General features: G+C 76.5%; 9 protein-coding genes. All 9 read right to left on the bottom strand.

Annotation, left to right across the window (positions count from 1 at the left end):
* Positions 1-26: 26 nt before the first annotated feature.
* The 9 genes from GA0070603_RS19205 to GA0070603_RS19170 all read right to left on the bottom strand — a co-directional run bounded on the left by GA0070603_RS19205 (position 27) and on the right by GA0070603_RS19170 (position 13369).
* Complete coding sequence (locus GA0070603_RS19205; RefSeq protein ID WP_091315989.1) at positions 27-2930, bottom strand: LppU/SCO3897 family protein; 2904 nt, start codon at positions 2928-2930, stop codon at positions 27-29.
* Positions 2931-3282: 352 nt separating this feature from the next.
* Positions 3283-3420, bottom strand: a complete 138-nt coding sequence (locus tag GA0070603_RS31540) for a hypothetical protein (RefSeq protein ID WP_165823299.1) — start codon at positions 3418-3420, stop codon at positions 3283-3285.
* 223 nt (positions 3421-3643) lie between these two features.
* Positions 3644-5119 carry a dihydrolipoamide acetyltransferase family protein gene (locus tag GA0070603_RS19200; protein WP_091315986.1) on the bottom strand — a complete coding sequence of 492 codons (1476 nt, stop codon included), beginning with the start codon at positions 5117-5119 and terminating at the stop codon, positions 3644-3646.
* Between the two features lie 5 nt (positions 5120-5124).
* Positions 5125-6114 (bottom strand): alpha-ketoacid dehydrogenase subunit beta, encoded by a 990-nt coding sequence (locus GA0070603_RS19195; RefSeq protein WP_091315981.1) that lies wholly within the window; start codon positions 6112-6114, stop codon positions 5125-5127.
* Complete coding sequence (pdhA, locus tag GA0070603_RS19190) at positions 6114-7292, bottom strand: pyruvate dehydrogenase (acetyl-transferring) E1 component subunit alpha (RefSeq protein ID WP_091315973.1); 1179 nt, start codon at positions 7290-7292, stop codon at positions 6114-6116. Before pdhA ends, GA0070603_RS19195 begins: the two co-directional genes overlap by 1 nt.
* A 614-nt stretch (positions 7293-7906) precedes the next feature.
* Positions 7907-8536 (bottom strand): hypothetical protein, encoded by a 630-nt coding sequence (locus GA0070603_RS31285; RefSeq protein WP_139131898.1) that lies wholly within the window; start codon positions 8534-8536, stop codon positions 7907-7909.
* 30 nt (positions 8537-8566) lie between these two features.
* Positions 8567-9790, bottom strand: a complete 1224-nt coding sequence (locus tag GA0070603_RS19180; protein ID WP_091315967.1) for a hypothetical protein — start codon at positions 9788-9790, stop codon at positions 8567-8569.
* A 67-nt stretch (positions 9791-9857) separates the two neighbouring features.
* Complete coding sequence (locus GA0070603_RS19175) at positions 9858-11516, bottom strand: GTPase (RefSeq protein WP_091322099.1); 1659 nt, start codon at positions 11514-11516, stop codon at positions 9858-9860.
* A 17-nt stretch (positions 11517-11533) separates the two neighbouring features.
* Positions 11534-13369 (bottom strand): GTPase domain-containing protein, encoded by a 1836-nt coding sequence (locus tag GA0070603_RS19170; protein WP_091315964.1) that lies wholly within the window; start codon positions 13367-13369, stop codon positions 11534-11536.
* Positions 13370-13412 lie beyond the last annotated feature (43 nt).

Below are 13412 nucleotides of genomic sequence, written 5' to 3'. Positions count from 1 at the left end.
CCGTGGCCCCGCCGTCGTGTGAGTTGCTACTGGCCGGCCGGCTTGAGGCAGAGCACCCGGTTGGCCCCGTCACCGGGGAGGACCACCTGGGGCTGCGCCGGGTCGGCGCACTTGTCCTTGCTGTCCACCCTCGACACCACAGTGAACGCGCCCTGCTCGCCGCAGGTGGCGGGCACCGCGGTCGTCCCGGACTGCTTGACGCATGAGCCCACCGCCGGGTCGAAGCCCGCCGGCTTGTCGTCCCCACCGATCTTGCCGAGCAGGGTGAGCAGGCCGAGCGGCACGGCGAGGATGAGCACCGCGGCGATGAGCACCAAGGCCAGCACCCGGCCGTTGCGCACCTTCGGCGTGGGCGCCTCGGTCTTCGGCTCGGCGTCCGGCCGGAACGCCTCGAAGCGGCCCTGGTCCGGGTCGCCACCCGGGCCCGACTGCGGCCAGGCCGGCGGGGCCTGCTGCGGCGGCGGCGGGAACGCGGGCGGGAAGCCACCCGGCTCGCCCATCGGCCCCGACCCCGGTACGCCTACCGAGGCGCGGCCGCCGGCCGGCCCGCCGGACGGGTCCCCGGGAGCGCCTCCCGGCCCACCGAACGGGTCGTGGCGGCCGTTCGGCCCGCCGAACGGATCCTGCTGGCCGCCCGGCCCGCCGAACGGGTCCTGCTGTCCGCCGGGGGCGCCGAACGGGTCGCGCTGCCCACCGGGGGGCCCGAACGGGTCGTGCGGGCCGCCGGGGCGCTCGCCGTTGTGCGGGTGCACCCCGTTGACCGGCCGGTTGCTGCCGGGCTGGTCCACGAAGGACGGCACGCCGGGCGGGAACGGCGGCGGGGCGGCGGGCGACGACGGCGGGGCCGAGTGCACCGGGGGCGCGTCGGCGTAGCCGTGCTGGCGGTCCGGGTCGTCCATCCGCGACTGCGGGCCCGGCTCCGGGAAGCCGTTGGGGCTGTCCTGCCCGGGCGCCTCCTCCGGCTCCGGGCGGGCGGGCCGGCCGTAGACGCGCGGCTGCGGGGCCGAGCCGCCGGCCGAGGGCAGCGGCTGGTCGGCCGGGGGTGCGACCCGGCTGGCCATCGGCACCGAGGCGCTGGCCGAGACGGCACCGCCCGCGCCGGCCTCCGGCGACGTACGCGGCCCGGGGACCACCGGCCCGGCCGACGACTGCGGCTCCTCGTGCGCCGGGCCGGGCGTGCCCCAGCCGGCGTCGGCGGCCTGCTCCGGCTCGTACGCCCGTGGGTTCCGGTCCCCCGACTCGGAGCCGGGGAACGACGCGTAGTCGGCGGGCGGCGCGGCGGCCAGGGCGGCGCCCGGCACCCGCTGCTCCTGCGGCGGCAGCGGCACGGCGTTGGCCGGGGAGATCCCCGGGCCCGGGGCCGGCTGGTAGATCGGGCCGCCCTCGGCGCGGGCCGGCTCCCAGGCCGGCGACGCGGCCTGCTCGGGCTGGGCCTCGGCGGCCCGGCCCCACGCCTCGTCGGGCGACCACGGCTCGGCCTCCGGGATGGCCGGGCGCTCGCGCCCCCACTGCCCCGGGTTGTCCTGGTTGCCGGCCCAGGCGGGCGGCGAGTCGGGGGACGGGACGGACGCGCTGGCCCGGGCGGGCGCCTCGGCCGGCGCGTGCGCGGCGGAACCCCAGCCGGGCTGCCCCGGCTCGTCGGCCGGCCGCTCCGGCTCGCGCTGCTGCGGCACCGCCGCGGCGCCGCTCCACGGGGCGGCCGTACGCTGCTCCTCGGGAGCGCCCCAGGCGGCCGGCTGCGGCGCCTCGGCGGCACCGGCGGACCGGCCCGCGGCCCAGCCACCGGAGCGGTCCGGATCGTCGTCCCGGCCGTTCTCCCAGCCGCCCCGTGCCGGCTCGTCCTGCTGCGCCGGACCGTTCTCCCAGGCGCCGGAGCGGGCGGGGCCGTCGTCCTGCGCCGCCGGGCCGGCCTGCCAGCCGCCGGAGCGGGCCGGGTCGTCGTCCTGCGCCGCCGGGCCGGCCTGCCAGCCGCCGGAGCGGGCCGGGTCGTCGTCCTGCGCCTGCGGGCCGGTCTGCCAGCCGCCGGAGCGGCCCGGATCCTGCTGGCCGGGCCAGGTGCCCTCGGGCCGGACGGCCCCGGGGACGGAGACCTTGGCGGCGGCGCGGGCGGGCGGGTCGGCCGGCGACCAGCCGGGGGCGGGCTGCTCGCCCTGCTGGCCCCAGGCGGGCTGGTCATCCTGCTGCTGCTGGGCGGCGGCCCCGACGGCCCAGCCGCCGGAGTTGTCCTCCTGCGCCGGGCGCCAGCCACCGGCGCGGTCGTCGTCCTGCTGCCCGCCGGCCGGGCTCCACCCGCCGGACCGGTTCGGGTCTTCCTGCGCGGCCGGGGTGGCCCAGGACTCGTTCGGGACGGTGGCGGGCGCGGGCACCTGGGCGGCGCCGCGGTTGCCCGGATCGCCGGCCTGCGCCCACGCCGGCTGGTCACCGGCCGGGGCCGGGGCGGCACCCCAGGCGGGCCCGCCCTGCTCGTTCGCCCAGGCCGGCGGGTTCGACTCGGCGGGGTTGTTCTGGCCCCAGGCCGGCGGCCCCTGCTCGGCGGCGCGGTGAGGGCCGGCCTGCTCGGGCGTGCCCCAGGCGGGTGCGCCCTGGTCGGGCGCGCCCCAGGCCGGAGCGGACTGCTCGGGCGCGGCCCAGGCGGGCTGCGCGGGGGCGCCCCAGCCGCCCGGCTCGACCGGCGGGGGCACCTGGGCGGTGGCCCGGCCGGCGGCGGGCTGGCCGCCCGGCGGGGTCCAGGCGGGGGGCTGGTCGTCGGCCCAGGCGGGGGCCGGCTGCGCGGGCCGACCGGCCGGCGGGGGCGGCGCCCAGCCGAGGTCGGGCGCGCCGTACCCGTTGTCCTGCTGCGCCGGGCGGTCGCCGTACGGCACCGGTCCGCCGGCGCCCGGCGACACCTCGCCCGGCTCCTGGCCAGGGCGGTGCGGGGCCTCGGACGTCATGGGTGCGCCTCCTCCATCACATGTCGGCCGCCGATATGCCGATCGGGACCGTCGGCATGGCTGCCGGCGTCGCCGGCAGGTACCGGCCGTGCGGGCTCCCCGCACCGTATCCGGTGGCCGCCCGGAGGCGCCCGGGGGAGCACCGGCCGTCACCGAACGTCACCGGACGATATCGATCGGTTGCTGTCGAGGCGATCGGTCCGGGGGCGGGCGGTTGGCGACCGAGCCCCACCGTACCGGGCGGTGCGGCGAGGTGGAATCCCGGTGTCAATCGACGTGAGACGCCGAAGACCCGCCCGGTGCGCCCCGGGCGGGTCTTCGAACTGGAGGAGGTGAGGAACGTTGGGGAGCGTCAGCTCATGTGACGCTGGGCGATGGCGAGAAGCTCCTCGCGGACCGCGGGCGAGTTGGCGGAACGCAGCGCGTGCTCGATGGCGCGGGCGCGGCGGTTGGCGTCGCGGCGGTTGCGGATTCGCTCGATCATGCTCATCTGGGTCTCTCCTCCTGGCTATTCGGTTGTCAGCCCCTTGATGTGTCTATTGAACCCCAGAACGCCGCCAGATTCCATCGATTATTAGGTGAGCTGAACCACGGACCTAAGGATCGTAGGTCAACCGCCCCGCTCGGCCGAACTTTCTTCCCCCAACGGCAACGGCCGGTGTGCCGGGTGTTCACCCGTGCACACCGGCCGTCTGCCTGGCGCGGTCGGACCGTCAGGTCCAGGCGAGCAGCGCCGCCTCCGGGTCGGCCAGGAAGTCCCCGACGTCGCGGAGGAACTTCGAGCCGAGCTCACCGTCGATGATCCGGTGGTCGAAGGACAGGCCCAGGGTGGTGACCAGGCGCGGCTTGACCTTGCCCTTGTGCACCCAGGGCAGCTCCCGCACCGCGCCGAAGGCGAGGATCGCGGACTCGCCCGGAGGCAGGATCGGCGTGCCGGTGTCGACGCCGAAGACGCCGACGTTGGTGATGGTCAGCGTGCCGCCCGACATGTCGGCCGGCGAGGTCTTCCCCGCCTTGGCCGTCTGCACGAGGTCGGTCATCGCGTCCGCCAGCCCGCGCAGCGAGAGCCGGCCGGCGTCCTTGATGTTCGGCACGATCAGGCCGCGCTCGGTGGCCGCCGCGATGCCCAGGTTCACGTAGTCCTTGACCACGATCTCGTCGCCGGCCCAGGTCGAGTTGACCATCGGGTGACGCTTGACCGCCAGCAGCACCGCCTTGGCGACGAGCAGCAGCGGCGAGACGCGGACGTCCCGCCACTCGCGCCGCTCGCGGAGCCGGTCCAGCGCCTTCATGGCCCGGGTCATGTCGACGGTCAGGAACTCCGTGACGTGCGGGGCGGTGAACGCCGAGCGCGACATGTTCTCGGCGGTGAGCTTGCGTACCCCCTTGACGGGGATGCGCTGCTCGCGGTCGGCGCCGAAGCTCGCGGCGGCCGTGACCGGCGCCGCGACCGTCAGCGGCTCGGCCGCCGCCGGGGCCGACGCCGCCCGCTGTACGTCCTCCCGGGTGATCGAGCCCAGCGGGCCCGACCCGGTCAGCGCGGCGAGGTCGACGCCGAGGTCCTTGGCGAGCTTGCGGACCGGCGGCTTGGCCAGCACCGGGCCGCCGGCCGGCCGGCCGTTGCCGTTCAGCGCGGGCGCCGGGACCACCGGGGCCGGCGCCGGAGCGGGCTGGACCGGGGCGGCCTGGACCGGGGCGGCCGGGGCCGTCGCGGCCTGGGCCGGGACGCCGCCCTTGCGCGGGCGGCGCTTGGCCGGCGCGTTCCGCGGGCCGTAGCCGACCAGCACGGCGGTACGCCCGCCCGGCGCCACGCCACCGATCAGGCCCGGCTCGACCATGCCCTCCTCGGGCGCGACCTCGACGGCGGCCAGCGAGGCCGCCGACGGGGTGGGGAGGTCGGCGGCCGGCGCACCGGTCGTCGACTGCTCGATCGGGCCGGCGTTCGGGTCGGTGTCGATCGCGATGATCGGGCTGCCGACCTCGACCGTGGCGCCCTCCGGGTGGAAGATCGCCTGCACCCGGCCGGCCCACTTCGCCGGGATCTCGACCGCCGCCTTGGCGGTCTCCACCTCGACGATCGGCTGGTTCAGCTCGATGTCGTCGCCCACCTTGACCAGCCAGGCGAGGATCTCGCCCTCGGTCAGGCCCTCGCCCAGGTCGGGGAGGTTGAACTCCTTGATCCGCGACATGCCGCTCACCAGCCGAAGGTGCGGTCGACGGCGTCGAGCACCCGGTCGAGGTCGGGCAGGTACTCCTCCTCGACCCGGGCGGCCGGGTAGGGGGTGTCGAAGCCGGTGACCCGCAGCACCGGGGACTCCAGGGAGTAGAAGCACTCCTCGGTGATCCGGGCGGCGATCTCCGACCCGAGGCCCAGGTTGCCCGGGGCCTCATGGACGACCACGCAGCGGCCGGTGCGTTTCACCGACTCGTACGCGGCGGTCAGGTCCAGCGGCGAGAGCGTACGCAGGTCGACGACCTCCAGCTCCCGGCCGTCCTCGGCGGCGGCGGTGGCCGCGTCCAGGGCGGTACGCACCATCGGGCCGTACGCCAGCACCGTGGCGTCGGTGCCCGGACGGGCGACCCGGGCGGCGTGCAGCGGGTACGCGTCGGCCAGCGGGGCGTCCAGCTCGACCGGGCCCTTCTCCCAGTAGCGCCGCTTCGGCTCCAGGAAGACGATCGGGTCGTCGGAGGCGATGGCCTGCTGGATCATCGAGTACGCGTCCTGCGGGTTCGCGCAGGTCACGACCTTCAGGCCGGCGGTGTGCGCGAAGTACGCCTCGGGCGACTCCGAGTGGTGCTCGACCGCGCCGATGCCACCGCCGTAGGGGATCCGGATGACCATGGGGATCCGTACCTTGCCCTGGGAGCGGTAGTGCATCTTCGCCACCTGCGACACGATCTGGTCGTACGCGGGGTAGACGAAGCCGTCGAACTGGATCTCGCAGACCGGCCGGAAGCCGCGGATGGCCAGGCCGACCGCGGTGCCGATGATGCCGGACTCGGCGAGCGGGGTGTCGATCACCCGCTGGTCGCCGAAGTCCTTCTGGAGGCCGTCGGTGATCCGGAAGACACCGCCGAGCTTGCCGACGTCCTCGCCCATGATGACGACCTTGGGGTCGTTCTCCAGGGCCTTGCGGAGGCCGGCGTTGAGGGCCTTGCCGAGGGTGAGCGTCTCCGTGGCCATCAGTGGGCGCTCCCCTCGAACGACTCCATGTACTTCGAGAACTGGGCCCGCTGCTCGTCGAGCTCCGGGGACCCGTTGGGGTAGACGTGGTCGAACATGGTCACCGGCTCCGGGTTCGGCATGGCGAGCACCCGCTCGCGCAGGTGCACCGACTCGGCGCGGGCCTGCTCGTCGACCTCGGCGAAGAACGACTCGTCGACGATCTGCTGCTTGGTGAGGAACGCCTTCATCCGGGCGATCGGGTCCTTGGCCTGCCAGGCCTCGACCTCGCTGGCGATCCGGTAGCGGGTCGGGTCGTCGGAGGTGGTGTGCGCGCCCATCCGGTAGGTGTACGCCTCGATGAGGCTCGGGCCCTGGCCGTGCCGCGCGTTGTCCAGCGCGTGCCGGGTCACCGCGTACGACGCGAGCACGTCGTTGCCGTCCACCCGGACGCCGGGGAAGCCGAAGCCGCCGGCCCGCTGGTAGAGCGGGACGCGGGTCTGCCGCTCCAGCGGCTCGGAGATGGCGTACTGGTTGTTCTGGCAGAAGAACACCAGGGGGGCGTTGAAGACGCTGGCCCAGACGAACGACTCGTTCACGTCGCCCTGGCTGGTGGCGCCGTCGCCGAAGTAGGCGATCACCGCCTCGCCGTCGTCGCTGCCGGTCTTGCCGTCCATGGCGACACCCATGGCGTACCCGGTCGCGTGCAGGGTCTGCGCCCCGATGACGATCGTGTACATGTTGAACTTGAACTCGTTCGGGTCCCAGCCGCCCTGGTCGACGCCGCGGAACAGGCCGAGCGGCATGATCGGGTCGATGCCCCGGCAGTAGAGGACGCCGTGCTCCCGGTAGGTCGGGAAGGCCATGTCCTGCGTACGCAGCGCCCGGCCGGAGCCGACCTGCGCCGCCTCCTGGCCCAGCAGGCTGGCCCAGAGGCCCAGCTCGCCCTGGCGCTGGAGCGCCGTGGCCTCGGCGTCGAGCTTCCGGACTAGCACGAGGTCGCGGTAGAGCCCGCGGTACTCCTCGTCGGTGAAGTCGACGCGGTACTCGGTCCCGTCCGGGCCGAGCGCGGTCTCGATCCGCTCGCCCTCGGGCGTGAGCAGCTGCACGAGCTCCGGTTCGCCTGTGGCGGCGGCGCGCTTGGTACGGGGTGCGGCCCGCCTGGTGCGGGTGGCGGCCCCGGGGTCGCCCTTTGCCATCCGTCTCTCCCTGTCTGGTCTGCGCCGGCGCCGGGGGGTGACCCGTGCCGCGCACATCGTGCGCCCGACCCGGCTGGTGCCGGGTCGGTCCCTGGCGGCCGCGCCTAGCCCCGGTGAGGGTTGCCGCGCGGCGTGAGCCGGGTCCGATCAGGAGCCCGACCCGGGAGCGCCGGCGCCGTACCGCACCAGCCGCGGGGTGCGCGGAGGTAGCGGCTGCGTTGCCGTCGTGCCTGAATGATTGCAGAGGAGGTGAGCGGGCCCACAGTATGGCCTCCTCCGCCGGTGACGTTCCGTCTCGTTCGCGACTCATAGACGCATTTGTCTGGTGAGCCGTCCTCGATCGACGGACAATTTGTGTGTCGACACGCTGTGGTGGCTGGTGAACTGAGCGTCACTGGTTCAAGCTGGCGATAACCCCCGCGCGGCATTTGTCCGTTTGGCCTGCGCCGGGTTTCCGCCCTGTCGACGCGTACGAGGAGAATGCCGGTGTCCGAGCCGCCAGAGGGTCCTCCGGGTACTCCGTTCCTCGGCCGGCACCGGGCGGTGCCCCGATCCGGCTACCGGCGGGTGGTCGGTGCCCACCGCGCACACGGCCTGGGCGGCCCGAGCCGCGGCTACCTGTTCACCGTCGCCCTGCTGGCCGGCACCGCCTCGATGCCCATCCTCGCGGCCTTCAGCGCCGGATCGGCCACCGTGGGAAACAGCGCCCTCCCGGACAGCAGCACGCCGTTCATCCCGACCCCCTCGGTCGGCCCGGTGGTCATCCCGCTGCCGGAGGGGAACCAGTCCCCCCTGCCGCCCAGCCGGACGCCCGTTCCCGGCCCGGCGGCCACCACCGTGCCTCCCGTGCCGGTGCTCCCCGCCGCGCCGGCCCTGCCCGACGACAGCGACCTCGGCTCCCGCCGGTCCCGCCCGGCCGCCCCCGCGCCCGTGCCGGTGCCCCGCGCGACCCGGACCACGCCGGCCGGCTCGCCGCGCCCGTCGCCGGTGCCGTCGCCCTCGCCGTCCGGCCCGGCCACCCCGGAGCCGAGCCCCAGCCCGACCGCCGAACCCACCAGCAGCTCACCGGAGCCGACCCTGGCGCCGTCGCCGACCGACGGGCCGGACGCGACGACGGCGCCGCCGGATGGCACCCCGTCACCGACCGGCACGCCGCCGGAGGAGTCGCCCACGCCGACGCCCAGCCCGCGCGCCGACCCGGACCCGAGCGCCCCGGCGTCGGCCAGCGCCGACCCGACCGCCACCGCGGCCTGATCCGCAGTGGTTCGCAGGGGTCAGGCCGGGTCGTCGGTGAGGCGGTGGCGGTTCGCCTCGATCCAGGCGTCCAGCGCGACCGGATCGTCCGGGTCGACGCCGTCCGCCATGAGCTGCGCCACCGCCGCCGTGGCCGGGCTGCGCCGCTCGCCGGTGCTGTAGAGCCGGGCGAACTCGGGGACCATCTCCGCGACCGCCTCGTCCGTGCGGGTGGCCGCCGCCGCCGGCAGCCCCCGCTGGCGGGCCGCGTACGCCGCCCAGCCGCGTAGCACCCGGGGCAGCATGGCCGCGTCGTCCATGTCCAGCACGGCCCGGCGGTGCACCCAGTCGAGGAGGAACAGCTCGGCCACCGTCGGGCTCCACCGCATCGGGTCGGCGTCCGGGAAGCTCGCCGCGTGGTCCAGCAGCAGGCCCAGGCAGAAGTGCAGCGAGGCCAGCTCCCCGTCGGCCACCCGGTCCAGGCCGAACCGGACGGCCTCCGGCGAGCCGAGGAAGGCCCGGACCAGCCGGGTCCGTACCTCGTCGGTGAGCGGCGGGACGTCGGCCGTCGCCGCCGGCAGGGCCGGGCCGGGAAGCGTGGCCAGCCGGGCGCCCACAAGCGCCCGGTCGGTGGCCAGCGAGCCCTGGGCGGGCAGCTCCCCGAGGTCGTCGGTGACCGCCAGGTGACGGCCCACCTCGGCGCGCATCCGGGCCGGGTCCTCGGTGCGGAACCAGGTGAACTCGTCCTCGGTGCAGATCTCCCGGGCCTGCTCGACGATCCGGGCGGCCGGGCCGCCGACGAACACGTCCTTGGTGATCCCGATGTTGTGGTCGACCAGGGCGACCAGGGCGTGCTCCGGCCCGCCCTCGGCGTCGTCGTAGGCGAAGGTGGCCAGGTAGGAGGTCTGGTCGCCGTACACGTCGCCGTACGACCAGGCGCCGGTGAGGTGCACCCGGCCGAGCTGGCCGGCCCAGGCCGGGGCGTACGCGCCCGGGCGGACCCGGGCGGCTCCCTCGGCGTCCGGCACGAGGGCGGCGAAGACGGCACGGATGGTGGTCGCGGCGGCGCTGCGGCGGCGCGAGGTGGCGGTGAGGAAGCCGGCCACGAACTCGCGGACGGCGTTCTCCCGGTCGGTCTCGGCAACGGCGTAGACGCTGCCGAGCAGCGCGGCGCCGAGCATCTCCGCGTCCAGGGCGGAGTCGAGCCTCGTCACGTCGCGAGCGGCGTGCAGCACCGCCTCGTAGGGGGTCTGTGGCGTGGCCATGCACCGACCCTACGCCGTGCGCCGGGCCGGGACACCGGTCAGCACGCCGGGCCCGCCGTGCCGGCGCTCAGCCCCGGGCCGCCTCCCGCAGCGCCTCGCGCGCCTCGGCGTAGCGGGCCAGCACCGCCCAGACCGGGTTCAGCACGTACTTCTCGCCGACGCTGCCCACCGAGGTGAGCAGCCGCCGCTCCGCCCGCTGCCGGGCGCGCCGCGCCGCCCACCGGATCACCGGCCGGCTCAGCGCCGCGACCAGCAGCCCGGCCAGCAGGCCGCCGAGCAGCAGCGCGGTGGGCCAGGGCACCTCGCCGAGGTCGGGGTAGTCCAGGGCGGGCAGGCCGAGGATGCGCAGCGCGTAGCCCAGCACCAGCCAGGCCAGGCCGGCCAGCGCCGCGAGGGTGACCAGCCACTGGAGCGCGCCGACCACCCGCCACCAGGTCGGCCGGCGGTCCATGCCCAGGTCGGTGGCGGCCACCGCGTGGTCCAGCGCGTCCGGCAGGTCGGCCAGCCGGGACCGGGCCGCGGCGGTCACCGCGGCCGGCCAGGGCGCCGGCAGGTCGGCGGCGGACCGGTCGGCCACCGCGCGGATGGCCAGGTTGAGCGCCGAGCGCTGCGCGGCGGTGGCATCGGGTACGGAGGTGGCCGCGACCAGGCTCTCCGCCGGCGCGTCGGCGCCCCCGCCGGGCAGGTGCAGCCGGCGCAGCGGGTCCGGCCGCAGCTTCCGCCAGCCGCGGACCAGCGGCCAGCCGGTGCTGCCGACCGCCCGGTGCCGGTACGCCCCCTCGACCGCCTCGGCCACCGTCGGCACCCCGGCCGATCCGGCGAGCGCCGTGGTGAGCTGCCGCGCGGAGGCGTCACCCGGCCCGCTGCGGGGCGCCTCCGGCCCGACCAGCGGTTCGAGTTCGGCCACCACGGCGTCGACGTCGCCGGCCAGCCGGCGCAGCGCGGCCTGCCGTTCGGCGACCGTACGCTCCAGCTCGGCGCGGAGCCCGTCCAGCCCGGCCGGGTCCACGGCCACGGTGGGCAGCAGCGGGACCCCCTCCAGCCCGTCGGCGTCGAGCAGCCGGCGCAGGTCGCCGAGGACGCGGGGCAGCTCGGCCGGGGGCAGGCGGTCGGCCTGGTTGAGCACCACCACCGTCACGTCCCGGTGCCGGTGGAACTCGCGCAGGTAGCTGGTGTGGATCACGCGGTCGGCGTACTTCTGCGGGTCGACCACCCAGACCACCAGGTCGACAAGGCCGAGCAGCCGGTCCACCTCCAGCCGGTGGGTCCGCTGCACCGAGTCGAAGTCGGGCAGGTCCAGCAGGACGAGGCTGTGCAGGGCGGACTCGTCGTCGCCGTCCAGTGGGCTCTCCCGGACGAACCGGTGCCGGGGCAGCACCCCGATCCAGTCGAGCAGCCGGGACGCGCCGTCCAGCTGGCCCCAGACGCAGGCGTGCGCCACCCCGGTGGTCGGCCGGCGCACGCCCACCGGGGAGAGGTCCAGCCGGGCGAGGGCGTTGAACAGGCTCGACTTGCCGCTGCCGGTCGCCCCGGCCAGCGCGACCACGGTGTGGTGGCCGGAGAGGGCGAGCCGGGTGCCGGCCCGCTCGACAACGGTGTGCGCGCCGACCAGCTGGGCGTCGGGCACCTGGCCGTCGACGGCGCCGAGGAAGCGCCGGAGCGCCTGGAGGCGCGCGATCAGGACGTCGGGGTCGACCCGCTGGCCGCCCCGGAACGCCTCCCGCATCCGGCCGACGATGTTGCTCACGCGCGCCCGCCCTGGTCGGCGGCGGGCAGCACCGGGCCCGACGTGCCGGAGAGGCCGGCGCGGTGCCGGGCCTTCTCCACCTCGCCGGCGGCCCGGCGCAGCGCGTCGCCGGTCTCGGCGGCCGGGCGGGCCTCGGCGGTGCGGGCGAGGAACCGGTCGGCCTCCTCCGTCAGCAGCGCGCCGATCCGGCTCAGCAGGTCCACCCGCGCCTTGCTGGCCAGGTTGCGGACCGCCTGGTCGCCGAAGATCGCCTGGAGGACCGCCTGAGCGGCGACCGTGGTGCCGGCGCCGGTGGCGACCTCCAGGCCGGTCGGGATGAAGGCGGTGGCCGCGAAGACCGCGATCATGACGGCCAGGCCGGTGGCGTTCACCGCGTACGCGGCGGTGCGGGCCACGAAGCGGCGGTCGCCGCCCTCGGCCCGGACCAGCTCCAGCACGCCCCGCTGCCAGTCGCGGACCAGCCGCTCGGCGCGCTCGGGCAGGTCGGCCGAGGGGTGCGCCATCTCCGGTTCGAGCAGCGCCGCCCCGGCCGGATGCGCCTTCCACCCGGTGTACGCGTTCTCCGCCGCCTCGGCGGCCACCCCGCGCAGCAGCGTGACGAGCTGCGACTCGATGGCGTTCCGCAGCTCGGCGGCCGGGGCCGGGCGGCCGGTGACCGCGGCGACCAGCCGGTCGCGCAGCCGGCCGATCCGCGCCTCCAGGCTGCGGAAGAACTCGCCGGTGCCGACGAACTCCTGCCAGCGGGCCAGCACCTCGCCGCGCAGCAGCCGGCCGTCCTTGAGCCCCTGGTCGACGGTCCGTTCCGCCCCCCGGTAGGCCGCCCGGACCCGCTCGTCGAGCGCGTCGGCGGCGGCCACCTGCTCGTCGGCGGCGTCGGCCAGCGCGTCCACGGTGGGGTGCAGGGCGGCCAGCGCGCCGTCGAGGGTCTGCCGGACCACCGCCGAACGGGCCTCGGCGTCGGCGGCGAGCCGGGCGAACCAGGCGCCCAGCGGGGCGGTGACCCGGTCGGGGAGCAGCCCCTGCCCGTCCACCCAGGTCTCCGGCAGCACGAACAGCGGCGCCGCGCCCAGATCCTGCGCGGCGAGCATCTCCGACAGGTGGGCGGCGATCTCGTCGGCGGCCTCCGGGGGCACCCGGTCGAGGACCATGGCCACGGCCGTGCCCCGGGCCCGGGCGCTGCGCAGCAGCTCCCACGGGACGGCGTCGGCGTAGCGGGCGGCCGTGGTGACGAAGAGCCAGAGGTCGGCGGCGGCCAGCAACTGACCGGCGAGCGCCCGGTTGGCGTCGACCACCGAGTCGATGTCGGGCGCGTCGAGGAAGGCCAGCCCGGCCGGAAGCGCGGGGGCGGTGACCAGCTGGAGGGTGCCCGGGTGCTCGCTCGGCTCGGTGGTGCGGGTCAGGCCGGGCAGCAGCTCGCCCTGGCGGAACCAGGCGGCGTCGGCCGGGTTGCAGACCAGCACCGGCGAGCGGGTGGTCGGGCGCAGGACGCCGGCGGCGCTGACCCGCGCCTGGACCAGACTGTTGACGAGCGTCGACTTGCCGGCGCCCGTCGAGCCGCCGACCACGACCAGCAGCGGGGCGTCGAGGCGGGCGAGCCGGGGCAGCAGGTAGTCGTCGAGCTGGTCGGTGAGGCCGGCGGCGGTGCGCCGGGCCGGCTCGGCCGAGGGCAGGGCCAGCGGGAACCGGGCCGCCCCGATCGCGGCCCGCAGGCCGGTGAGTGCGGCGGGCAGACCCCCCGCGTCGGCAGGCGGGTCCTGACCGGCGTCGGGTCCGGTGCGGGCTGCGACGGCGGGCGCGCCGGCATGGGTGGCGGGATCGCCGTGCGTCGTCACCGCTAAAGCGTGCCCGACCGACGCAAGGTAAGACAACCGGACG

It is taken from the genome of Micromonospora chersina (assembly GCF_900091475.1).
GTDB classification, from domain to species: Bacteria; Actinomycetota; Actinomycetes; order Mycobacteriales; family Micromonosporaceae; genus Micromonospora; species Micromonospora chersina.
This window is presented reverse-complemented; position numbering and strand designations above follow the sequence as displayed.